A 23,413-nucleotide genomic window follows, 5' to 3' on the forward strand; every position below is an offset into this window, starting at 1 on the left:
CGCTCACTGCGCGGCCACGGCAGCGGCACGTGCCAGATTGGTCTCGTATTGTCCCTTGGCGGACAGATACTGCTTCGGCCAGTTGACCGCTGTGATGCCGATGCGCGCGGCTTCGTGCAGCGTCCAGGCCGGGTCGGCGAGATGCGGCCGCGCAATCGCGCAGAGATCCGCGCGGCCAGCCGCGAGAATCGAGTTGGCGTGATCGGCCTCGGAGATCGCACCGACTGCTATCGTCTCGATGCCGACTTCGTTGCGGATCAGATCTGCGAATGGCGTCTGGAACAGGCGGCCGTAGATCGGCCGTTCCTCCTTCCAGACCTGTCCCGAGGAGCAATCGATCACGTCTGCTCCCGCCTCCTTGAACATCGCAGCGAAGATCGCGGCGTCGGCCGGCGTGTTGCCGCCTTCGGTCCAGTCATGGCAGGACAGCCGCACCGACATCGGCCGATCGGATGGCCACGTTGCGCGCATCGCCCTGAAGACCTCCAGCGGAAAGCGCGCACGATTTTCGTGGTTGCCGCCATATTCGTCAGTCCGCCGGTTGGTCAGCGGCGAGAGGAAGCTCGACAGCAAATAGCCATGGGCGCAATGAAGCTCGAGCCAATCGACACCGGCGTCGGCAGCACGGCGCGTTGCGGCGACGAAATCGTCGCGGACGCGGTCCATGTCGCTGCGGTTCATCTCCCGCGGCAACTGGCTGTGCGGCAGATAGGGCAGCGCGGAAGCCGAGATCAGCGGCCAATTGCCTGAAGCCAGCGGTTGGTCAATCCCCTCCCAGGCGAGCCGGGTCGATCCCTTCCGCCCGGCATGGCCGAGCTGGATGCCGACCTTGGCATGTCCGAGGCTATGGACCAGATCGACCAGCCGGCGCCATTGTGCCGCTTGCTCATCATTCCAGAGCCCGAGACAGCCCGGCGTAATCCTGGCATCCGGTGAGACGCAGGTCATCTCGGCAAAGATCAACGCGGCGCCGCCCATGGCGCGCGCTCCGAGGTGGGCGATGTGGAAGTCGTTGATCAGCCCGTCCTTCGCCGAATACATCGCCATCGGCGAGACCATGATGCGGTTCGCCAGCGTGAGGCCGCGCACGCGGTGCGGCGTCAGCATCGGCGGCGGTACCCGTTCGCCGTCCTCGACGGCGATGCCCGAGCGCGCGGCAAACCATCGCTCGAATCCTTCCAACCAGGCACGGTCGCGCAGGCGCAGGTTTTCATGGCTGATGCGCTGGGAACGCGTCAGCATCGAATAGAAGAATTGCGGCGGTTCGAGCGTATCAGCATAGCGCCGGCCGACCACCTCGAACCATTCCATCGCATTGCGCGCGGCGTTCTGGATGCGCGCCACGTCGACGCGGCGTACTTCCTCGTAGGCCTCCAGCACGGTCTGGATGCGGTCGCGCCCGTGACCATGGCGATCGAACTGGTTGGCGAGCTCGATGGCGTCGTCGAGCGCGAGCTTGGTGCCCGACCCGATGGCGAAATGCGCAGTGTGCGCGGCGTCTCCCATCAGCACGACATGGGAGCGGCCGTTGAACACGCTCCATTTGCCGCAGATCAGGCGGCTGAAATTGAGCCAGGCCGAGCCGCGCAGATGGCGGGCGTTGGTCAAGAGCTTCGCACCGTCGAGCGTCTCGGCGAAGATCTTCTCGCAGAAGTCGATTGACCCTTGCTGATCGAGCTCGCCCAGCCCGTGAGCATTGTAGGTCTCTTCCGTGGTCTCGACGATGAAGGTCGAGGTCTCCGCGTCGAACTTGTAAATGTGTGCCTGGAACCAGCCGTGCTCGGTCCTCTGGAAATCGAACGTGAAGGCGTCGAACGCCTTCTTGGTACCGAGCCAGATGTAGCGGTTCGGCCGGATCACCATGTCCGGCTGGAACTGTTCGGCATAGCGGGCGCGAATCCTGGAATTCACACCGTCGGTGGCCACGATCAGGTCGGCGTCGGGGAATTCAAGATCGGACTCCACCTCACGCTCGAAGGCGAGCTCGACACCCAGAGCCTCGCAGCGCCTCTGGAGAATGTTGAGCAGATGCTTGCGACCAATGCCGATGAAGCCGTGGCCGGTCGTGCGCTGCCGCGTCCCCTTGAAGACCAGCTCGATGTCGTCCCAATGATTGAAGGCGTCCTCGATCTCGGCCGCGCTTTCGGGGTCGGCAAGACGCATCGCAGACATCATGGCATCGGAGAATACCACGCCCCAGCCAAACGTATCGTAGGGCTTGTTGCGCTCGACGACCGTGACGACATGTTCCGGATGTCGACGCTTCATCAGGAGGCCCAGATAGAGGCCGGCCGGCCCGCCGCCGATACAGACTATGCGCATGATCCCTCGCTTTCGCGCGTTGCGCCGAGCTCTCACCCAATTATTTTAAGTATAAAATATTTCCTCGACGCGTGCCTTGTCAAGGCGGTTCTGCAAAGGCCCTGGAGGGCACGCCCCTCGCCGCGGCGTCGATCTGAATTTTAGTGTAAATCGGATGCACGGCGGCGCCGATTCCGGATCCCTCGGACCCAGCCTTGAATTTACTTTTGGCACGAACTATCTTGCCAATGTCCACGAGAGCTGCGCCAGCTTTCGTAAGCCACGAAGCCCGGGAGATTCGATTGGCACTCGCGAAGGAGTCCACCCCTGTTTCGGCCAGGAACGAGACGGATCAGGAGGCTGAGTACAGGGCTCAAACACGCCTTTGGCTCCGACTGCTCGCCTGCACGTCCCTCATCGAAAGCGAGTTGCGGCGCCGGTTTCGCGAAGAGTTCGACTTCACGATGCCCCGCTTCGACGTTCTCGCGCAGCTCGACCGCGAACCAAGCGGACTTGTGCTGGGAGAGCTGCCCAAGCGCCTGATGGTCTCGGCCGGGAACCTCACGCCAATCGTCGACCGCCTGGTCGCAGATGGATACATCACCCGCACGGCGTCGAACCTCGACCGGCGGGTGCAGATCGTCTGTATGACGGTCGAAGGCCGCAAGATCTTCAGGCGAATGGCCAAGAGCCACGGCGCGTGGCTTGCCGAGCTCCTGGCGGATTTCCCGGCAGATCGGTTCGATGGATTGATCGGCGAGCTCGACGAACTCAAGGCCGCCGTCAGGGACGCCTTGCAAAAACCTTGAGCGGATACGACGTCAGCGTCGTACCTTCACTCCGGCCGCTTCGCGATCCCATGTATCCGTCGTGACACCCGCATCGCGCAGCACGCCCTTCTTGATCTTGCCGTTCTCCGTCAGCGGCATCTGACCGAGGATTCGCACATAACGCGGAATAGCGAAATAGGCGATCCGTCCTTCGCAATGCCTGACGATGTCGACGGGCTGTAGCAAGTGGCCCGGTTCCAGCAGAATCGCAGCAGCAACTTCATCCTCACCCAACTCCGACGGCAGCGGGTAGACCGCGCAGGCAGCGACCGCGGGGTGCGCCTGGATCGCCTGCTCGACCTCCCACGAGGACACGTTCTCGCCGCGCCTGCGGATGGAATCCTTCATGCGATCGATGAAGCGATAATGCCCGTCGGAATCGCGAACGACCCGATCGCCTGAGTGGAACCACAGATTTCGCCAGGCCTCCACGGTCTTCTCCGGCATGCCGAAATAGCCGGACGCGAACGCAAAGGGTTCTCTCGCGCGAAGCACGAGCTCGCCGGCCTCTCCATCAGGCAGCGCGGAATCATTCTCGTCGACGATCCGCGCCTCAATGCCATCGGCCAGGTACCCCATCGTCCCCGCCCGATCCGACGGAATCGTGCCGGCGAACACGAAATTCGTCTCCGTCGACCCGTAGCCGTCGACCAGCGGTACGCCGAAGCGCTCGCGGAACGGGCCGTGGATTTGCGGCGGCACGCCGCCGCCAAGAGCGACACGAAGACGATGCATTGACTCGTCTGCGCTCTTCGGCTGTGCCAGGAGCATCGACGCCATCGCACCGAGCAGATAGCTGACCGTCGCATTGTGCTGTCGCGCGGCAGCCCAAAAGCCGGAAGCCGAGAACTTCGGCTCGAGCACGTACGTGCATCCGTTCAGCAGCGCCTGATAGAACGCATTCAGCGCGTTGGTGTGAAACAGCGGCAGCGTGGTGAACAGCACATCGCCCTCGCGGATTCCGAGCGCGCGCGCCGAATAGACGCCCCACCAGAACAGCTGCGCCTGCGGACAGCACACACCCTTCGCAGGCCCCGTGGTGCCCGACGTATAGAGGATCGCAACGGTGTCACCGGGACGCACGGCGCCGGCCGGGGCTGCGGCGCCAAGAGGCGGCAGCGGGACCGCGGAAAGCCTGGCACCGATTGCGTCGGCGGCAGCTCCGATGATCCAGGTCCGAGGCGGCAGCTCGACATCCGCCTCGACACTCTCGACCGCGCTGGCGAACTGAGCCTCGATGACGAGCAGCGCGGGACGCGAGTTGCGGAAAATGTGGGACAGCTGGAAGCCGCGCAAGGCGGTATTGATCGGGACCGCAATCGCCCCCAGCCACGCACAGCCGAGATAGACCTGCAAGAACTCCGGACGGTTCGAGCACATCAGCGCGACCCGGTCGCCCGGCTTGATCCCGGCATCGACCAGCGTCTGGGCCGACGCAGCCGCAATCGTCGCAGCCTGCGTAAAGCTCCAACGCGCCTCTCCGGCAACGAGCAGAAGGCGATCGCCGTAACGCTCCGCCTGGCGCGTGAGCATCGTCGAGAGGATGCGCTCAGACGGCGGAAACGACGCCATCGCGCGCGCCCAGGCAGGCGTCACATCCTCACCGCCGACCACCTCGGTGATGTTCGCCAGCGCATCTTTCTCCATTGCGACCATGCTCGCACCTCAAGGCAACAGCTTGTACTTGCCGTCCTCGATCTGAACCATGATGCGCGAGCGATCGTCGACTCCATGCCGGTCCGCCGGCGTGTAGGTGTAGACGCCCTGCGTCCCGACGACCTCCCTGGTAGTGAACAGTGCCTGGCGAATCGCGGTACGGAACTCAGGTGAGCCTGGTTTGGCACCGGTTGCCAGCGCACGCTTGGCGGCGTCGGCGAAGATCAGCCAGCCGTCGAAGGAATAGGACGAGAATGAATCCGTCGGCGCCTCGCCATTGGCCTTTTCGAAGGCCGCGCGGAAATCCAGGGCGACCTTCTGGATCGGATTGCTGGCCGGAAGCTGCTCCGCCGCGGTCACAGGTCCCGTCGGGCACATGATGCCATTGGCGGCTTTGCCGGCCAGACGAAGGAAATCGGCGCTGATCAGCCCGTGATTGCCGTAGAGCGGTCCCTTATATCCCCGCTCGGACAGAGCGATGACCGGCAGCGCGCCTGGCGTGCCGGTGCCGCCGAGCATGATGGCGTCGGGACGCGCGGCGAGTGCGCGCAGCACCTGAGCCGTCACCGACGAGTCCGACCGGGCATAGCGTTCGTTGGCGACGACCTTGATGCCGGCGGCCTTCGCACTCTGCTCGAGCGAATTGTACATGAGATCTCCGAACGCATCGGAGAAACCGATGAAGGCGACGGTCGTCAGGCCCTTCGCCTTCATATGGTCGACGATTCCTTGCACCAGAAGCGGCGTGGGCTGCGGCGTCTGCACGACCCAGGGACCGCCGTCGCCTGACGCCACCGGTGCGATCGGCGACACCGCGATCATCGGAATCTTCATTTCGATGGCCGCGGTCGCCATCGCGAGCGTCTGGGGAGCGCCGGACGTGCCGATCAGGATATCGACCTTCTCCTGCTCCACCAGCTTGCGCGCATTGCGTGCCGACGCGGTCGGATCGGAGCCGTCGTCGAGCTGGATGACCCGCAGCTTTTCGCCGCCGATTTCGCCGATATAGGCCTGACCTGCCGCGATCCCCTTCGCGTTGGGAATACCGATCGATGACACCGGCCCACTGAGGCCGGTAACGAATCCGACGAGGATCTCGGCTCGCGCGAATTGCGGAACGGCAAGCAGCAATGCAGTGGAAGCCACCAGGCTCTTGATCAAGTTCATGGCACCTGTCTTTCGGGAGAATTTCTTGGTCTGATTGGCGAGCGCCATTGATTGGGGCTCAAGTGGACGACACCAGAGCGATGACTCGAAGCGGGCTGCCGGAACCGTTCTGGATCTTTAGTGGCGAGGCCACGATGACGGCGCCGGTGGCCGGAAGCTGATCCAGGTTACACAGGCATTGCAGGCCGTAGCGGCCCGCGCCGTGCAGGAAGTGATGCGCCGGATAAGGCGGCTCGAAGTGTCCGGCCTGCCCCGCATCCGTGCCGATGGTTTCGGTGCCGAAACCGATGACACCGCGCTCCTCCACCAGCCACTTCATCACCGCCGGGTTCGGGCCCGGCGTATGCGCGCCGTCGTCCCTGAGATTGGAGTAGTCACGCCAGCCCTTCTTCGACCAGTCGGTCCTGAGCAGGACCCAATTCCGCTCGGGGATCCGGCCGTGCCTGGCTTCCCAAGCTTCGACAATCGGGACGGTCAGCAGGAAATCGGGATCCTGCGCCGCCTGCGCCGAGCAGTCGATGACACAGGCCGGTGCGATCATGTCCTTGGCCGGCATCGTGTCGACGGCATTGTTCGGCAGGTTCTTGCCGGTGAACCAGTGAATCGGCGCGTCGAAATGCGTGCCGGTGTGTTCGCCAAACGTAACGTTGTTCCAGTACCAGGCCGGGCCGCGACCATCGTATCGCGATATCTCCTGGATGCGGACAGGCGCGGCCTGACCGAATTCCGGCGGCAGGACGATGACCGGAAAGTCCGGACTGAGTGTGAAGGTCAGATCGACGACGCGCACCGCGCCGGAAGAAATCGCACTCGCCAGCTCCAGGAGATTGCTTTGCATCGTCAAGTCCTCCAGCTCGGTTGAAATCCCGCTTCTTATCGGTCGAGCTCGCGCTCGAGCGCTTTCGGATTGGCCGCGAGACGTTGCCGGATCTCTTCGGCGACATCTCCGACATACATCTCTTCGAGTCCGTTCTTGAGGCCCGACACGACCGCCTGCGCGATCACGCGCGGCGCGACCTTGGGCGGCGGCACGGTCTGGAACCATTCGGTGTCGACAGGGCCGGTGAACAGGTTCATCACCCGGACGCCGCCCGGCCGCAGCTCCGCGCGCAAGCAATGCGACAACGACAGGCAGGCGGCCTGCGAAGCCGAGTAGGCGCCGAAGGCGGGCCAGTTCGCCAGTGCATAGACCGAGAGAATATTGACCCATGCCGCGCTGCTGTTGATGCCGTCGGCACCGCGCATCCGCATGGCGGGGCCAAAGGCTTGAGCGAGATTGATGAAGCCGAGATAGGCCTGGTCGATCTCGTCCCGTGCGATGCTCGTGCCCCTGCGATCGAGCAGGCCGCCCGGCCGGACATATTCCGTCGTGTTGACGAGAATATCGACCTTGCCGCCGATGTCGGCCGCAAGATCGGTCGCCGATTTTTCGTCAGCCGCATCGAGAGTCACGATCTCGATCCCGTCCTGACCGCGTAGCCGCTCCTCGCCGGCAAACGGCCGCCAGGGTTCGGCAATGCCGACGAACACCGTCTTGGCGCCCGCCGCCTTCAAAGCGGCGACGGCTTCCTGACCGATGACGCTGCGACCGTTGGTGACGAGCACGCGACGGAATTTCGGATCGGCCGTCATTTCCCGCCACTGCTTGTCGTCTGCCATGTTGGGTGTCTCCGCTTCGGGATGGGCAAAGGCCACCGCCTGGCCGCTCTTGTCGAGTTGCAGCGACATGCTGACGGCCGCACCCTCTGCACAGTCGGCATGAAGATGTGCGACGATCGTCGGACCGCAATCCATCTTGATGAGGCCGATCCGCCACGGTGCCCGTTCGCGGAAATAGACGTCGCTCGGCACCCGCGCCGTTGTCTCGGCAAGCAGTACACCTCGCCGCGGCGCATCGACGAAAGCGAGGCCGGCAGAAAGACAAGACGGGCAGGCTTCGCGCGCCGGATAGGCAAAGGCGCCGCAAGCCTCGCAGCGCTGCAGCATGAAGCGGCCTTCGGCGGCCGCGCGCGTGAACCCGTGCGATATCCTGCTGCGCGGTCGCGGTGGCGAGGCCGGCAGCCGCGTCCGCAGCAGCGGATTCTTGCGCCGGGGCGGCTTGATCGGCTCTATCATCGCGAAGGTCCAGCAAGGATCGCGGCACCCGAGGCGAGACCACGATCATAGTTGATCATACCGAACCCCGAGGCCAGAGCGAGGCTCGCATTCCTGACCTGCGTGGGACCGGCACTGCCCAGAACCTGCCGCAACCCTTCAACGAGGCCGAGATAGGCGCCGGCGGCACCGGCCTGCCCGACCGAGAGCTGTCCGCCCGAGGTGTTGTGCGGGAAGTCGCCGTCGATGGTGAGATCGTGTTGGCGCACGAACTCAGCGCCCTCGCCCTTCTTGCAGAATCCGAGATCCTCGAACTGCATCATCGTGATGACGGGATAGTCGTCATAGGTCTGCACGACATCGAGATCGTCAGGCTTGACGCCGGCCATCGCATAGAGCTCGCCGACATCCATCGCCCAGCCGCCGCGCACCTGCATCGGATCGTCGGCAAAGGCATTGTGCCGCTCGATCGTCGAAAGGAGTCGCGCGGCGGGCAGCTTCAGGGATGAAGCCGTCTCATCGCGCATCACGAGGAAAGCTTCCGCGCCCGCACAGGGCATCACGCAATCAAACAGGTGGATCGGATCGGAAATCGGCCGGGCCGCCAGGTATTGCTCGAGCGTGAGCGGAGCCTTCATGAGCGCATGCGGGTTGCGCAGGGCATTGGCGCGCTGGGCGACAGCGATCTTGCCGACGTCCTCGCGCGCGACGCCGAACATTCGCATATAGTTGCGCGCAATCAGCGCAAAGCTGGCATTGGCGCCGCCCGCGCCGTAAGGATAGACGGCGTCCTGATTGAACCGCGAGAAATTCTCCAGCGTCAGCCTGAACGAATCGACGTGATTGGTGTCGCCAGCGACGCACGCCACGATGTCGGCATCGCGCGCCTGAACCGCGCGCGCCGCCTTGCGCAGCGCCGCAATAGCGCTGGCGCCGCCGAGCGGGATCGTGTCCAACCACCGGACGCAGAGCCCGAAATGCTGTGTCAATCCGATGCCACTGTCCGTGCCCATGGTGAAACTGGAGACGCACAGGCCGTCGATGTCGGAGGCCTTGATGCCGGCCTGCGCGACGAGCGCGCTCAGCGCCCGCCCGATCCACCACTGCGCGCTCTCGATGGAGTAGCGCACATAGGGAATCGTGACGGGAGCCGCGATCACCACGCCGTCATATGGTGCGCGCAAGGTGTTGGTCACCGACCGCCCTCGTTCATCCGCCTCAGACCACCGTCAGTTTCACGTCAATATTGCCGCGGGTTGCGTTCGAATAGGGGCAACGCTCATGCGCACCGGCAACGACCTCTTCGGCCACGGCCTTCTCGACACCGGGCAGGCTGACCTTCAGCTCGACAGCGAGCGCATATCCGACGGGCACCGGCCCCATCGCAACCTTCGCAGTCACGGACGGCTCGGCAGAGGGCACCACCTTCCGCGTGCGCGCGACGAGCTTGACCGCGCCGAGAAAGCAAGCGGCATAGCCGGCCGCAAAGAGCTGCTCGGGATTGGTGCCTTCGCCACCGGGACCACCCATCGATTTCGGCAAGGACAGGGACACCGAGAGCAGACCGTCAGCGCTGGCCGCCTTGCCATCCCGACCTCCGGTCGCCGTCACCTCGGTCTCGTACAGGATCTTTTCGGGGGTCATCATTATTTGTTCTCCAGGGACAGTTTTTCGAGGACTAGCGGCTGTTACGGGCAAGTAGCGCGCGGAAGTCATCGCGGGCCTGGGCGCTGGCCCGCCTGAAGCTCGGCCCGCGGCTGGGCTCGGTGCCATTGAGCTTCCGGAGCTGTACCCACATCTCGGCACTCTTGAGCGCCACGGCCGCGCAGTTGACCACTGGGGCGTGGCCGACCTTCAGGCCATGCTCTCGCCCGATCAAGAGGCCTGGCAACACGCCGGCCGGAATCACGACATCCGCGCCGCGCTCCACCAGCGGGAGCGCGCAGGCGACGAAGTCCTTGATCATGCGGGCTTGCGCGGCAGCGTTTCCGGCGAACGCATCGGCGAAATCATCCGGCCTGCAGCCAAGGCCGGTCACATGGACGACGCGATCGCCGAGGCCGTAACGCTCAGCCTGCTCATAGTGCAAGACCTCGAAGACGGGATCGAGCGTCACAAGACCTAGCCGCCGCCCGAGTTGTGAGGCCGCCAGCAACGTCGCCTCGCCAGTCCCAATCACGGGAATGTCGAGCGCCGAGCGCAGCTCGTAGAGTCCGGGATCCTGAAAATGCCCCATGACGAAGGCGTCGAACCCACCCTCCTCCGCTGCAATACCGTTGTCGATTGCCTGGACCGCACAGCGCAATTCCGCGAGCCGTCCGAACTCGCGGTCCGGCGGACTGATGCCCTGGACGTGGACCGTCGTGCCTGGCGCAGCGATGTCGTTCAGGTATTCCGACAGCCGCGCCATGTAGGGCGCATTCACGCTCGCATCAACAAAGCTCTGCCAGAAGATGCGCATCGTCCTTCTCCTCAAGCGGTGATCGGAGGATCGGTCGTCGGCTGCCGATGAATATATTTCAACCATAAACTAATTGACGCGTCAAATGCGCGCGGCGGCGACGGCGACCAGTGCCGTCGGGGTCAAGGCGAGCACGGCGTTTTCTGTGGGTCGATGAGCGCAGGAGCGCCGCACACTGACGAAATTGTATGCAACAACATTTTTTTCTGACAGCCCCGTGACACGTGTTGACGGCGCCACCGGAGTTACTTTAGGCTTTAAGTAATTCCTCGCCGGTCAAAGACCGGTGGCCATGACAATGATGTTGCAGGGCACCGATTTTGAGAGACTCGATCGTGTGGACAGTCGCCGTGCTCGAACAGCCGGCCTTAGCAGCAGCATCGCCGTTCGCGCATCGCGGCGGCACCGACGACCTTTCATCGCTCCGGAAAAGGCCCGCTTGCATGTGCCGGTGGGCCTATCGTTCGCGCGGCACGCAACATCATGGCTGCTGAGCGCCCGGAGCACACTCTTCGGTCGCGCCCGGTATTTGGCGCCGCAGCAATGTTTTCAATCGGCCGGTTCGTCGTTCGGGGACCCCGTGCGGCAGCATCGAAGCATTCCTATCCAGCATCAACGGAGGAGAACGCATATGCGCAAGACTCTGAGTTTACTTGCACTTGCCGCCGGCATCGTCACAGCCCCCGCCGCGCGGGCCGATATCACCATCGGCTTCGTCACCTCGCTCAGCGGCAACGGCTCGTCGATCGGCATCCCCTACGGGCGTGGCATCAACGCGGCCTATGAATACAAGAAGACCATCAACGGCGAGACCGTCCGCCTGATCCAGCTCGACGACGGCTCCGACCCGTCGGCCGCGACCCGCAATGCCCGCAAGCTGGTGGAAGAAGAGAAGGTCGACCTCCTGATAGGCACGGCGACGGCGCCCTCGACCATCGCCATGGCGGCGGTGGCGAGCGAATTGAAAGTGCCGATGATCGCGGTCTCGCCGATCGGCAAACTGCCGGAAACACCCGAGCAGTGGGTGGTGTCGGTGCCGCAGCCTGCGTCCCTCCTCGTCAAGATCATCGCCGATCGCATGAAGCGCGATGGCATGAAGAACATCGGCTATATCGGCTTCTCCGACGCCTGGGGGGACCTCGTCTACAACGGCGCCAAGGCGGCGGAGGCCGCCGGCGATGTCAAGATCCAGACCAACGAGCGCTATGCGCGCACCGACACTTCGGTCACCGCGCAGATCCTCAAAGTGCTCGCGGCGCGGCCGGACGCCGTGCTGGACGGCGGCTCGGGGACGCAAGGCGCGCTGCCGCTCCTCAGCCTCGCGGAGCGCGGCTTCAAGGGAAACACCTACGGCACGGTGGCGCTCGTCAATCCGGACTTCGTGAACGTCGGCGGCAAGGCGGCCGAAGGCATCCAGGTCTCCGCCGGCCCGGTCATCGTGGCCGAGCAGCTGCCCGACGAACATTTCGCCAAGAAGATCGCGCTGGATTTCCGCAGCGTCTACCAGAAGGTCCATAACATCCCGACCACCGACGGCTTCTCGGCCTACTCCTTCGACGCCTGGCTGATCTTCGCCAACGCAGCGGAGCGCGCGCTCAAGACGGCGAAGCCCGGCACGGCGGAATTCCGCGCCGCCCTGCGGGACGCGATCCTCAGCACCAAGGAGCTGCCCGGCGTGCACGCCATCTACAACTTCAAGCCCGGCGCGGTGACCGGCGTCGATGAGCGCGCGCTGGTCGTGGTGCGCCTGACGGGCGGCGCCTGGAAATACGCGCCGTAGTCGGACAGGGCAGGCCACCAGAACAAGGGGACGGCGTTCTCAATGACGAGCGACATCGCAGCCATTCTTGCGATCGACGGGATCGCCACCGGCGCAGTCTACGCGCTGGTGGCGATCGGGACCGTCCTCATCTTCACGGTGACACGGGTCATCTTCATTCCCTTTGGCGACATCGCGGCCTTCACGGCGCTGACGCTGGCGGCGCTCGACGCGAAGCGCTTTCCGGGCACGGGTGCGCTGGTTGTCATCCTTGCGTGCCTCGCAACCCTGATCGAAATCGTCTCGCTGCTGCGCAACGGCGAGCGTCGGCTGCTTCCGCGCGCTCTCTTCTTCTATCTCGCATTGCCGCTGGCCGTGGTTGGCCTCGCCTGGCTGACCATGCGCGCCGAGCCGCCGCTCGCCATCAGGCTCGTGCTGGCCTTGATGCTGGTCACCCCCATCTCCCCGCTGCTGGACCGGATCGTCTTCCGTCCCATTGCGGACGGGACGGTGCTGCTGCTGCTGACCGTCTCCGTCGCCCTGCACTTCGCGCTGGTCGGCCTCGGGCTGCTCTTCTTCGGTCCCGAGGGTGTCAGGACCGAGCCGCTGACATCATTGTCGACCGAGTTTGCGGGCGTGCTGATCTCGGGCCAGACCATGCTGATCGTGATCGCAGCCCTCGTCTTCTCCGGCCTGCTCTATCTCTTCTTCGACTTCACCCTGGTCGGTAAATCGCTCCGCGCCACGGCCGTGAACCGGACCGGCTCCCGCCTGATGGGGATACGTCCCGCACGCGCCGGCACCATCGCTTATCTCCTGGGCTCGCTGATGGCCGGCGTCTCCGGCATCCTGATCGCGCCGGTCAACACCATATTCTACGATTCCGGCTTCCTGCTCGGCCTCAAGGCTTTCGTCGGCGCCATCGTCGGCGGCATGACCAGCTATCCCGGCGCGGCCATCGGCGCCGTCGGGGTCGGTATCCTCGAAAGCTTCGCATCCTTCGAGAGCAGCGCACTGAAGGATGTCATCGTGTTCTCGCTTCTGATCCCCATCCTGATCTGGCGATCCCTCGCCTCGCTGCATTCCGAGGAGGAGATCGAGGAATGACGCGCCTTCACGTTCAGCTCGCGGCGGTGGCGGCGGTGGCGTGCCTCGCGCTCGCGCCAGTCGTTCTCAACCCGTTCAGCATCACGCTGATGAATTATATCGGCATCTATTCGCTGGTCGCGATCGGCCTTGCCCTGCTCACCGGCGTCGGCGGCATCGTGTCCTTCGGACAGGCCGCCTTCGTCGGCGTCGCGGCCTATGCCACCGCCTGGGTCTCTGCGCTGAACGGATATTCCCCCTGGCTCGGCCTCGTGTTCGGGGTGGCGCTGACCTGCGGCGTCGCAACCGTCCTCGGTGCCGTCACCTTGCGGCTCCAGGGCCATTTCCTGTCGCTCTCGACCGTCGCCTGGGGGCTCGCCATCGGCTTCCTGTTCGGCAATGTCGAGGGGCTCGGGCGCTTCAACGGCATCTCGTCGATCCCGCCGATCAGTATCGGATCATTCGCGCTCGTCTCGAGCGCCCAGATCTATTTCCTGATCTGGGGCATCGTCGTCGTGGTGCTTTTCCTCGGCTACAATCTCCTCGACTCCCGGATCGGCCGCGCCATGCGCGCGCTGCGCGGCGGCAATATCCTGGTCGAAAGCCTCGGCATCAACGCGTTCCGGATCAAGCTCGTGACCTTCGTGATCGCGGCCTTCCTCGCCTCGCTCTCCGGCTGGCTCTACGCCCATATGAGCCGCTTCATCAGCCCGGGCCCGTTCGAGGCCGGCATGGGCATCGAATATCTGATGATGTCGATGGTCGGCGGCGCCGGCAGCCTGTTCGGCGGCGTCGTGGGCGCCGCTATCGTCACCCTGCTCAAGAACAGCGTGCAGGACTATCTGCCGCTGATCGCCAAGGGCGCGTCCGGCCAGCTCGAGATCGTCGCCTTCTCCGCGCTGTTCATCCTGTTCCTGCAATGGGCGCGGCAGGGCATCGTGCCGTTCGTCGCGCGCTACTTGCCGAAGATCAAGCGCGAACGGCCGCCAGCCGCTCCGCCCCTGCCCCGCCGTCCCCAGCCGAAACCGGGCGAACTGCTTCTGAAGGTCGACGGCGCCGAACGGCGGTTCGGCGGTCTTGTCGCCGTCAACAATGTCAGCTTCGAAGTCCGCTCCGGCGAGATCCTCGCCGTCATCGGCCCGAACGGCGCCGGCAAGAGCACGATGTTCAACTGCCTGACGGGCGCGCTCAGGGTCAACAAGGGCGAGATCGTCTTTGCCGGACGCGCCATCACGCGCGATCCACAATCCCGCATCGCGAGGGGCGGAATCGCCAGGACCTTCCAGCATGTGAAGCTGCGGCCGCGCATGAGCCTGCTCGAGAACGTCATGCTCGGCACCTACGCGCGCACCAGCACGGGCCTGTTCGCCGGCGCCCTGCGCCTCAACCAGCGCGAGGAAGCCAGCACCCGGCACGAGGCCTTGAAGCAGCTCGAACGCGTCGGGCTCGGCGACAAGCCGTTCGAGCTCGCGGGCAATCTGCCGCTCGGCAACCAGCGCATCCTGGAGATCGCGCGCGCGCTCGCCGCAGACCCGGCGCTGCTGGTGCTGGACGAGCCGGCCGCTGGCCTGCGCCGCCAGGAGAAGCTCAGGCTTGCGGAGCTGCTCCGCTCGCTGCGGTCGGACCATCTGACCATCCTGATCGTCGAACATGACATGGAGTTCGTGATGTCGCTGGTCGACCGCATCGTCGTGCTCGACTTCGGCTCCAAGCTCTGCGAGGGCGCGCCCGCCGCGATCCGGAGCGACGAACGGGTTCAAGAGGCCTATCTCGGAGGCGTCGCGTGAGCGAGATGTTTTCCATGACGGATGTGACCGTCTGCTACGACAATGTCGAAGCGGTCCGCAACGTCTCGCTGTCGGTCGAGGAAGGCCAGATCGTCACCGTGATCGGCCCGAACGGCGCCGGCAAGACCACGCTGCTGATGGCCGCTATCGGGTTGCTCGCCTCCCGCGGCCGCCTCGTGTTTCAGGGCAACGACATCGGCAGGATGTCCGTCGAGGACCGCGTCGAGCGTCGGCTGTGCCTCGTGCCGGAGAAGCGCGAGCTGTTCTCCGACATGTCGGTCGCCGACAATCTCCTGCTCGGCTCCTACAGCCTGCGCGACCGCTCGGGCGTCCAGAAGACGCTGGACGAGGTCTATGATCGCTTTCCGCGCCTGAAGGAGCGGCAGCGCCAGGCCGCCGGCACCCTCTCCGGCGGCGAGCGCCAGATGCTGGCGCTCGGGCGCGCGCTGATGGCCAAGCCGAAGCTGCTCATGCTCGACGAGCCGAGCCTCGGCCTCGCACCGCTGATCGTGCGCGAGATCTTCCGCACCATCGCCTCGCTGCGCGATCTCGGCGTCTCGATCCTGCTGGTCGAGCAGAACGCCCGCGCCGCGCTGGAGACGGCCGACTACGGCTATGTGCTCGAGACCGGCGAGATCGTGCAGTCCGGCCCCGCCAAGGATCTCATCCACGATCCCCGGCTGATCACGGCCTATCTCGGCGGACACTAGCGCCGGCCTGGATCAGGCCCCGCTCGCTGAAAACACAAAACGTCGAAAACAACCCCATGCACAGTAGCCGCTGACAGCGTTTTCAATGACTTGCGGCGAGCCTTACGGATTTTACGAAAACAGGTTGTTCCGTCGGGCAAAACAGGGGCATAATGCCATCATCGCCGCTCCGGATGCCGACGGCTTCAACCGCCAACCTGGACTTCCGTTTTCATAAGGTACACTGCAAGACGCGCGACCGTCTGAATCCGTGCGACGCCAATTCTCCAACGCTCTCGCCAATCTAGCGCGTGGACTCGTAACGCGCGGTCAGCCATAGCCGTGGATTTCACTCGTCAAGCCACCGCGTGACCTTTCGATCGATTGGTCCCAGTTCCTAGTGACACAGCGCCATGCTGATGGACGCGGACAATCGAGGTGTCGATCTCTGGACAGCGGCATCATGGGCAGCAGCAAGTGCGTCTAGAGTGACTTACATCACCTTATTCAAGTAACCCCCTCCGATCGTGCGCCGCACGTCGCGCTGATTTTGAACTCCCCCGCTTTGCGTGGCCACCAACGGCTACTCTGAACTCGAACTCCATAGGGAGGAAACCATGATGACCAAGACGCTGTTCGTCGGACTTCTTACAGCCGGATTTCTCTCTGCATCCTTCGCAGTTGATGCAGAAGCAGAACCAACTCGTTCCCAGCAAGTGAAAAACGTGGGAAGTAGCCAGAGTGGTGCCCGGGCGGGCTCCATGGATAGCTGGCCGCAGACGATGGACGAACTGAACAACGCCTACAACTGTGGTCCGTATGCGGACAAAGAGTCGGCCAAGAAGTGCAAGAAATAAGCGTGTTTTTTGATCGCTCAAGTGCTGCTGAAGGGGTCAGCTACACGCTGGCCCTTTCTCTTCGGGCAATAACTCCGTGGCGGCCGCACGGCGCTACGCAAGGACCCGGCTTTCGATTTCGCCGCGCTCGATCGTCAGCGTCACGTCTGCGAAGGTCTCGAGCAGCTTCGGGTTCGACTCTGTGATCAGCAGGGTAATGTCCCGGTCCTGCGAACGAAGCCGACGCAGCGCCTCGGCGTACCTCTGCGCCAGCACAGGGGCGAGGCCCTGGAACGGCTCGTCCAGAATGACGAGGCGGGTGCCCAGCATCAGGGCGCGCCCGAGGGCGACCATCTTGCCTTGGCCGCCCGAGACGGAGCCCGCCGGGCGACCCGCCAGTTCCTCGAGCTCCGGCAGGACGGAGTAGGCTCGCTCCAGCCGCCGGCGCGCCTCTTCCGCGCTAAGTTTCGCGACGCGAGCGGGCAAAAGAATGTTTTCTTCCACCGTAAAGGCCGAGAAGAGACGACGGTCCTCGGGGGCGTAGCCGATGCCCAGGAAGGGCCGTCGGTGCGGAGGAACATGCCCCAGGTCCTGACCGCCCAGGCGCACGGTACCGCTCGCCTTCGTGAAGCCCATGATGGTCCGTACCGTCGTGGTTTTGCCGGCGCCGTTTCGCCCGATGAGCGCGGCGGTCGCGCCCGGCGGCAGCGAGAAACTGACGCTGCGCAGCACCGGCGCATCGGCGATCGCGACGTTGACGTTCTCGAAGTCCAGCATCGCCGTCATATGCCGATCACCTGTTCGCGGACCTTGGGATCGGCCAGAACCTCCGCGGGCGTGCCGACCTTTTGGATCTTCCCGACGTTCCACACCGCGACTCGGTGGGCATAGCGCTCCACCATGTCCATGTCGTGCTCGACGAAGACCGAGGTCACCTTCTCCTTGGCGAGCGCGGACGTCAGGATGTCCATGATCTCCAGCTTCTCTGCGGAGGCGACGCCCGAGGTGGGCTCGTCCATCAGCAGCAGTCTGGGCTTCAGCGCGAGCGCCAGAGCGATGTCGACCAGCTTGCGTTGTCCCTCGGGAAGCTCCCTCGCTTTGCGAGATGCGTACAGCTTGACGCCGACGAGATCCAGGAGGCGCTCCATTTCAGACAGCTCAGGCAGGGCGGAAAGAGCCCTAAAGCCGGAAGGGCTTCCCAGCCGCGAGGCCGCGGCGATCAGCATGTTCTCCATCACGGTCTGATCGAGAAAAAGCTGCGGTATCTGAAAGGCCCGCGCGATGCCGAGTTTGGTGATCGTGCGCGGGAGCTGCGCCGTGATTTCCTGGCCTAGAAAGGTGATGCTTCCGGCCTGCGGCCGCAGATAACCCGTCGAGATGTTGAGGAAGGTGGTCTTTCCGGCGCCGTTCGGTCCGATGATCGCGAGGTTCTCGCCTTGGAGCACGTCCAGATCGATACCGTCGGCGGCGACGACGCCACCGAACCGGATTTTGATGCCCTTCGCGGAAAGGAGGACGTTGGTCATCAATGTCCTCCCTGCTTCGCCTGGCCGTAGCGCTGCCTGAGACCTATCAGTCCGTTAGGCGCATAGAGAATGATGACGATCAAGACCACGCCGAGGATCAGTTGCCAGGTGTCGGCCAGGTGGGCCGCCGCATAGAAGCGCACGCACTCGAACATCGCCGCGCCGGCGAACGCTCCGAAGGCGTGGGCGCTGCCGCCGAGGATCGCGATAAAGACGAACTCGCCCGACTTCGTCCAGAACCCGAACTCGGGCGTGGCGATCTGCTGGATGATCGCCACCAGCGTGCCGCCGATGCCGCCGAGAAAAGCCGAGATCACGTAGCCTATCAGAAGCACGCGCCGTGCGGACGTCCCGAGGTACTCGAGCCGCGTCTCGTTCGATTTGATGGCACGCAGCATGTGTCCGAGCGGGCTATCGAGATAGCGTTGCACGCCGTAGAAGGCGACGACCGCGATCAAGAGGCTCACGTAAAGAATGACGTACTGGAAGGTTTCGGGCGTAAACGACAGCCCCAACAGGGCCGGACGAGGGACCCGGATGCCGTCGGCGCCGTTGGTGTAATGAAACATCTTCTCCAGCAGCGACCACAGCACCATCGAAAACGCCAGATTCAGCATTCCAAAAAAGATCTCCCGGTAGCGCACGACGAAGAGCCCGACGATGAGGCCGAAGACGGCGGAGGTTATGCCGCCCAGCGCGATGAAGAGCACGATGTCGCCGCCACCGACGTACTTGCCCCAGAACGCTGCGGTATATGCCCCGGTAGCGAAGAACATTGCATGTCCGAACGACACCTGTCCCGCCTGCAGCAGAAGAATGATACCGAGGACGACGATGCCCTTCGCGAGGATCAACGCGAACAGGGTTGCCCAGCTCGCTACAAAAAGGGGCGCGACGGCGCTGGCCAGAAAGAAGATGGTCGCGATCGTGGTGACCGGCTTAATGCGACCGCTCATCATATTTTCCTTACCTGCACGGCGCCGAACAGGCCGAACGGACGCACCAGAAGCACCAGCACCATCAGCAGATAGGGAACGAGAACTTCGAATTCCGGCTGGAGATAGATTACGAAGGCACGGGTCAGGCCGATCATCAGCGCGGTGAGCGCGGTGCCCTCGATCTGGCCGAGACCCGCGGTCGCAGCGACGGCAAAGGAAAGCACGATCATATCGGCGCCCATTCCAGGGACCAGCGAGGTGGTCGGCGAGGCCAGCGCTCCTCCCAACGCGGCCAGACTCGCGCCGATGACGAAGGTGACGAAATATACGCGTTTTGCGTCAATCCCGATGGCCGTCGAAGCTTCGCGATCCTCCGTGACCGCAAGGATCACCGCTCCCGACAGCGTCCTGCGCAGGAAGTAGCGGAGCCCGAACAGCGTCGCCAAGGCGACTCCGGGCAGCAGAATGACCTGGTACGACGTGTAGCTGACGCCGAACACGGCGATGTTGGGAAGTAGTCTCAGTGGCTCCGCGGCGAAGATGGGCTGCACGCCCCAGATCAGACGCTGCAGGTTGTCCATGATCATGAAGGCGGCGAAAGTGATCAGAAGCTGGAGGACGTCCTCCTGTCCGGAGAGCGGTCGCAGCAGAAACCGTTCGATGAAACCGCCGCACACGACGCCGATCACGATGGAAGCGGCCAGCAGCGCGGGATAGGTGAGCCAAGGCGAGATCGGCGCGATTGCAAGGCTGAACGTCGCAGCCAGGTAGGCGCCGAACGCGTACAGCGAACCGTGCGCGACGTTGACCACGCGCAACACGCCGAAAATCAGGCTGAGCCCGACCGAGACCAAAAACACCAGTGCGGCGTAGCTGATCCCATCGAGGATCGCCAAGATAGCGAGTGTCGAGTTCATGATGGCCTTCGGAAAAGGTCCGTCCTCCGGGACGAGGCACGGAGGACGGGGATCAAAAATCGAGCGTGCCGTTATTGAGCTTTGAAGATCGGCACGTCCATCTTGACGAAGTCCGGCTTGAGCGTCTTGAGCCACTCAACCGACCGTACGCCCGCCGGGTTGGTGATCATCTTCGGATCGAAGATCATCATGTTGTCGAGCAGCTTGAAGTCGTACCCCGGAACGGACTTGGTGACGCCGACCAGCTGAGCTTCGAGACCCTGGTTGTCCTCGGGCCGCAGCGTAATCGGACGGCCGAAGCCGGTGGCGAACTCGATGCCCGCCGTCGCGTCGACGACCTGTTCGCGCGTGGGCCAGTTGCCGCCGTTGGACTTGATCGCCTTGTCGTAGGCGGTCTGCAGGGCCTTGAACGCCTGCGCCATGTGATAGACCGGGTAGATCGGCCAGGCACCGGTCTTCGCCTTGAAGGCTTCATTGAACGCCTTGAAGGCCGCGTCGTTCTTCTTCTCGGGATGCAGGAACCAGTGGTCTCCGCGTGCGCCGACGATCAGTCCTTCAGGCAGGTCTTTGCCCAACCGCTGGATCGATGATTCGCCGATCCCGAGCACGAAGGTCGACTGCTGCAACAGGCCGCGCTGACCGGCCTGGCGGACCAGCGTGTCGAGATCTCCACCCCAGGACGTGGTCAGGACCACATCCGGCCGCAGCGCCAACAGACGGGAAACCTCAGTGGAATAGTCCGGTGCGCCGAACTTCGGGAAGAGTTCCGCGACGACTTGCACGTCCGGCTTCATCGCCTTGAGCGCGGTCGAAAAGATCTCCCAGCTCTCCCGACCCCATGCATAATCCTGATTGACCACCGCGATCGTCTTGAAGTCGGGTTTGGTCTTGAGCAGGTAAAGGAGCACGGCCAGCATTTCCGGCGTGCCGTTCGCCTGAGTCCGGAAATTGTAGCGGTACTTCTTGGTTTCGAGGATGGAGGCCGCACCGCAGTCCCACATGAAATTCATGACTTTGAGGTCTTCGGCGACCGGCACCAACTGGGTGCAGCTGCCCGACGAGATCGAAGCAAACGTGGCATCGACCTTTTCGTCCTGCACAACGCGTCGGTAGTTCGAGACGAGCGCTTCGCCTCCCGCGCCTTCGTCGATGAAGGAGAGCTTGACCGGCACGCCGCCGATGCCGCCCTTCTTGTTGAGGTCCTCCGCGATCATCTCCGCCGCGGCCTTCGCCGGCACACCGAAGACTGACGCAGGGCCCGACAGGAACGTCGTGATGCCGATTTTGAGCTCCGACGGCTTGTTCTGCGCAAGCGAGGGGCCCGTAAAGCTCGCAACTATAAGCCCGGCCGCAACCGCAGCCTTGAGAAACTGCATCGAAAGTCCTCCCTGTTTTATTGTTGCGCCCGGTTTCAGCCGCCGTGCGCTTCTTCTTGCAACAACGCTACTATAATTGTCGCGTGTTGCCAGCCCTCTTCTGCCATTCACGAGCCGACGAATTCAGTTCGACGCCGCCCCCCATTTTGTCGGAAGCGCATCGATCGAAACGGACAAGGCCCCCAAAATGGTCGATGCCTTTAATTCCATGATGCGATAAAAGCTCCGGCCAGAGCCCGCTGCGGGCCATTCGTGCCTGCCGTTGCTCTGCGACATAGGCGCTCCCGTTCCAGCAACAAACACCGAACGCGCTTTGCGCTTTTGGCCCGTTGCTGACTTCCCCTTTTGACCGCGCACGGTCGGCTTCCAAGGGCTGAGCGGAACGCTGCCGTGGAGCTGCCGAGGGCAGCCTTGACCCAAAACGGAAGTCGCCCCTCTTGGCCTATTCAACGGCATAAGGGTTGAGCTTCGGAAGGCCCTGCTTCCACTTCACCCATTCTTCGGCGTCACGGAGGGACACGAAGTCCGCAACAGGAATGTCCTCGCGATCGGGGCGACGCTCACTGATCCGCTAGCCGCCCTCGACCAGACGCTCGATGATAAAGCTCTCGACAGGCAGATCAAGGTTGGTCATTTCTAACTGTATCAATCTGTCGGCTCTAGCGGAAGCGTAGAGTGTTCATGAACGAAAATCTTGACATGGCCGAGCGGTGTGCTGAAATTTCCCAGACCACGAGCGACACGACACTTCGCTCGATATTTGGCAGGATGTCAGAACTGTATCGTCAGTTGCACGCGGAAGAGGAAAAACTTGCTGACTGGAAGAGCAAGCAAGACCCTTCGTCAACATTAGATTTCATTTTCAAGAAGCCGCGAGATTAAGATCACGGCAAGCCGCGAACCTTTGGATGATCGAACTCGACTGGAAGGATCAGAGGATGACGGCCTCGGACTTAATTTGCTCCTTTTGTGGAAAGGAGCCGAGAGAAGTTGTTTCCGTGGTCAACGCCGTATCCGTGAGCGTACAAGGTCAGCAGACCGCCGGTGCTATTTGCAATGAATGCGTTGAGCTTTGTGTACAGGTCATCGGTTTGCAAAAGCCGGAGTGGCTTGAGCGACATCGCCAGTTCGTCGCTACGCTAGGAAAGTGATAGGCGACTCACCTGTTGGCCCTTAGCGGGCTGCCGCAGCATGGGGCGCCACGGCAACTTTTGACCCGTTGCAGACATTCGGTGTCGCCGGTTACATCAGCTTCGTGTTTAGCGTGTGAGCGTCGCTATGAACCAAAAGGTCGCGGAAGGTACCTGGTATTACGACGGCAATGTTCGGCGGCGCATTGCCGTTTATAGAAAAGAAGCACGTCTCGCGTCGTCGAGATTTAAGCGCGACACTGACGAAGAGCCGTCGATAGATGAGACCCGACCGATACCGGAAACGAAGGACGGGTTCTTGTACTATTGTCTGCTCACTAACTCGGGGGAACACCTCTCCCTGGCTGAGGCTAAAGCCTGGGCGGACGCCCAGCCGTGGGGTCCCGTCAAATGGGAGTAACTGCAGTTTACCACGTCCGTTGTTGGCCCATCGCTTTCGTTAGGCGTAGCGAGGAGTTGTCCGGAAACGGGGGTAGACTGGAAGCGCCCGACCACTGGGCAAATCGGCGGCTTTTGACCCGAGGCAGACGTTAGCGGTCAGTCTTTCATGCCATCCACACCTGGATGATCTTTGTTAATTTCGTCGTGAAGCATGGTGTCCATCCGAGCGATGATATCGCCGACCGATCTCCTCAATTTCAGAAACTCATCTGCTGGAGAGGCTTCTTTGGCGAGCATGAGCGCCAGCGATAATTCCTCAATTGCCCGCTCTACGTGCTGTTTCAATTGTGCAGCCGATTTCGCGTCCATAGAACCATCTCGCAGGAAGGGGCCTGCCTTGCAAACGGCAGCATACCCGCTTTTAGACCAAAACTCCTTTCAAATCGCTGGAGCGCTAC

22 protein-coding genes and 1 pseudogene are annotated in these 23,413 nt (G+C 63.1%); 8 read left to right on the forward strand and 15 right to left on the reverse strand.

Annotated features, from left to right (window positions below):
- Positions 1-3: 3 nt before the first annotated feature.
- Positions 4-2,322 (reverse strand): bifunctional salicylyl-CoA 5-hydroxylase/oxidoreductase, encoded by a 2,319-nt coding sequence (locus I6F20_RS09595; protein ID WP_225125895.1) that lies wholly within the window; start codon positions 2,320-2,322, stop codon positions 4-6.
- A 281-nt stretch (positions 2,323-2,603) separates the two neighbouring features.
- Here I6F20_RS09595 and I6F20_RS09600 point away from each other — a divergent pair, with 281 nt between their 5' ends.
- Positions 2,604-3,110, forward strand: a complete 507-nt coding sequence (locus tag I6F20_RS09600) for a MarR family winged helix-turn-helix transcriptional regulator (RefSeq protein ID WP_036034548.1) — start codon at positions 2,604-2,606, stop codon at positions 3,108-3,110.
- Between the two features lie 12 nt (positions 3,111-3,122).
- Here the strand turns inward: I6F20_RS09600 and I6F20_RS09605 are convergent, their stop codons facing one another.
- The 7 genes from I6F20_RS09605 to I6F20_RS09635 are packed head-to-tail and all read right to left on the reverse strand — an operon-like array spanning position 3,123 to position 10,509.
- A complete protein-coding gene (locus I6F20_RS09605) occupies positions 3,123-4,778 on the reverse strand; it encodes an ATP-dependent acyl-CoA ligase (RefSeq protein WP_518513054.1) in 1,656 nt (551 codons plus the stop codon).
- Between the two features lie 18 nt (positions 4,779-4,796).
- Positions 4,797-5,954: an ABC transporter substrate-binding protein gene (locus tag I6F20_RS09610; protein WP_225125898.1), complete on the reverse strand. Its 1,158-nt coding sequence runs from the start codon at positions 5,952-5,954 to the stop codon at positions 4,797-4,799.
- A 58-nt stretch (positions 5,955-6,012) separates the two neighbouring features.
- Positions 6,013-6,792 carry a cyclase family protein gene (locus I6F20_RS09615; RefSeq protein WP_036013430.1) on the reverse strand — a complete coding sequence of 260 codons (780 nt, stop codon included), beginning with the start codon at positions 6,790-6,792 and terminating at the stop codon, positions 6,013-6,015.
- A 35-nt stretch (positions 6,793-6,827) separates the two neighbouring features.
- Entirely contained in the window at positions 6,828-8,069 is a 1,242-nt protein-coding gene (locus I6F20_RS09620) for an SDR family NAD(P)-dependent oxidoreductase (protein ID WP_225125900.1), read from the reverse strand.
- Positions 8,066-9,244, reverse strand: coding sequence for a thiolase family protein (locus tag I6F20_RS09625; RefSeq protein WP_225125902.1), 1,179 nt, complete (start codon positions 9,242-9,244; stop codon positions 8,066-8,068). The genes I6F20_RS09620 and I6F20_RS09625 overlap by 4 nt, the downstream gene beginning before the upstream one ends.
- Positions 9,245-9,266: 22 nt before the next feature.
- A complete protein-coding gene (locus I6F20_RS09630) occupies positions 9,267-9,695 on the reverse strand; it encodes an organic hydroperoxide resistance protein (protein WP_345944074.1) in 429 nt (142 codons plus the stop codon).
- Between the two features lie 31 nt (positions 9,696-9,726).
- Complete coding sequence (locus tag I6F20_RS09635) at positions 9,727-10,509, reverse strand: aspartate/glutamate racemase family protein (RefSeq protein ID WP_057029858.1); 783 nt, start codon at positions 10,507-10,509, stop codon at positions 9,727-9,729.
- A gap of 631 nt (positions 10,510-11,140) precedes the next feature.
- Between I6F20_RS09635 and I6F20_RS09640 the strand changes: the two genes are divergently transcribed.
- From I6F20_RS09640 to I6F20_RS09655, 4 genes are read left to right on the forward strand one after another with little or no spacing between them, the layout of a single operon-like run.
- Positions 11,141-12,289, forward strand: coding sequence for an ABC transporter substrate-binding protein (locus I6F20_RS09640; RefSeq protein ID WP_225125904.1), 1,149 nt, complete (start codon positions 11,141-11,143; stop codon positions 12,287-12,289).
- 42 nt (positions 12,290-12,331) lie between these two features.
- Positions 12,332-13,375, forward strand: coding sequence for a branched-chain amino acid ABC transporter permease (locus I6F20_RS09645; RefSeq protein ID WP_225125906.1), 1,044 nt, complete (start codon positions 12,332-12,334; stop codon positions 13,373-13,375).
- Positions 13,372-15,141: a branched-chain amino acid ABC transporter ATP-binding protein/permease gene (locus I6F20_RS09650; protein ID WP_225125908.1), complete on the forward strand. Its 1,770-nt coding sequence runs from the start codon at positions 13,372-13,374 to the stop codon at positions 15,139-15,141. The genes I6F20_RS09645 and I6F20_RS09650 overlap by 4 nt, the downstream gene beginning before the upstream one ends.
- The gene (locus I6F20_RS09655) at positions 15,138-15,851 is read left to right on the forward strand and encodes an ABC transporter ATP-binding protein (protein ID WP_109144179.1); all 714 of its coding nucleotides are present in this window, start codon (positions 15,138-15,140) and stop codon (positions 15,849-15,851) included. The genes I6F20_RS09650 and I6F20_RS09655 overlap by 4 nt, the downstream gene beginning before the upstream one ends.
- A 321-nt stretch (positions 15,852-16,172) precedes the next feature.
- Here the strand turns inward: I6F20_RS09655 and I6F20_RS09660 are convergent.
- Positions 16,173-16,317: pseudogene (locus I6F20_RS09660) on the reverse strand (IS5/IS1182 family transposase); the annotation flags it as partial.
- Between the two features lie 130 nt (positions 16,318-16,447).
- On the opposite strand from I6F20_RS09660, the gene I6F20_RS09665 reads away from it, so the two are divergent.
- On the forward strand, positions 16,448-16,687 hold the full coding sequence (locus I6F20_RS09665) for a hypothetical protein (protein ID WP_225125909.1): 240 nt from the start codon (positions 16,448-16,450) through the stop codon (positions 16,685-16,687).
- Between the two features lie 93 nt (positions 16,688-16,780).
- On the opposite strand, the gene I6F20_RS09670 is transcribed toward I6F20_RS09665, so the two are convergent.
- The 5 genes from I6F20_RS09670 to I6F20_RS09690 form a co-directional block, all read right to left on the reverse strand.
- Positions 16,781-17,452 (reverse strand): ABC transporter ATP-binding protein, encoded by a 672-nt coding sequence (locus I6F20_RS09670; protein WP_225125910.1) that lies wholly within the window; start codon positions 17,450-17,452, stop codon positions 16,781-16,783.
- Complete coding sequence (locus I6F20_RS09675) at positions 17,449-18,192, reverse strand: ABC transporter ATP-binding protein (RefSeq protein ID WP_036013413.1); 744 nt, start codon at positions 18,190-18,192, stop codon at positions 17,449-17,451. The genes I6F20_RS09670 and I6F20_RS09675 overlap by 4 nt, the downstream gene beginning before the upstream one ends.
- Positions 18,192-19,148, reverse strand: coding sequence for a branched-chain amino acid ABC transporter permease (locus tag I6F20_RS09680; protein WP_225125911.1), 957 nt, complete (start codon positions 19,146-19,148; stop codon positions 18,192-18,194). The genes I6F20_RS09675 and I6F20_RS09680 overlap by 1 nt, the downstream gene beginning before the upstream one ends.
- On the reverse strand, positions 19,148-20,047 hold the full coding sequence (locus I6F20_RS09685; protein WP_036013410.1) for a branched-chain amino acid ABC transporter permease: 900 nt from the start codon (positions 20,045-20,047) through the stop codon (positions 19,148-19,150). The genes I6F20_RS09680 and I6F20_RS09685 overlap by 1 nt, the downstream gene beginning before the upstream one ends.
- Before the next feature lie 71 nt (positions 20,048-20,118).
- Positions 20,119-21,423, reverse strand: a complete 1,305-nt coding sequence (locus tag I6F20_RS09690) for an ABC transporter substrate-binding protein (RefSeq protein ID WP_225112760.1) — start codon at positions 21,421-21,423, stop codon at positions 20,119-20,121.
- 681 nt (positions 21,424-22,104) lie between these two features.
- On the opposite strand from I6F20_RS09690, the gene I6F20_RS09695 reads away from it, so the two are divergent.
- Complete coding sequence (locus I6F20_RS09695) at positions 22,105-22,305, forward strand: hypothetical protein (protein ID WP_036013408.1); 201 nt, start codon at positions 22,105-22,107, stop codon at positions 22,303-22,305.
- Positions 22,306-22,331: 26 nt separating this feature from the next.
- On the forward strand, positions 22,332-22,574 hold the full coding sequence (locus I6F20_RS09700) for a ClpX C4-type zinc finger protein (RefSeq protein WP_036013407.1): 243 nt from the start codon (positions 22,332-22,334) through the stop codon (positions 22,572-22,574).
- Between the two features lie 537 nt (positions 22,575-23,111).
- Here the strand turns inward: I6F20_RS09700 and I6F20_RS09705 are convergent.
- Positions 23,112-23,324: a hypothetical protein gene (locus I6F20_RS09705; RefSeq protein ID WP_225125912.1), complete on the reverse strand. Its 213-nt coding sequence runs from the start codon at positions 23,322-23,324 to the stop codon at positions 23,112-23,114.
- Positions 23,325-23,413 lie beyond the last annotated feature (89 nt).

It is taken from the genome of Bradyrhizobium sp. IC3123 (assembly GCF_020193625.1).
In the GTDB taxonomy this organism is placed as follows: Bacteria; Pseudomonadota; Alphaproteobacteria; order Rhizobiales; family Xanthobacteraceae; genus Bradyrhizobium; species Bradyrhizobium yuanmingense.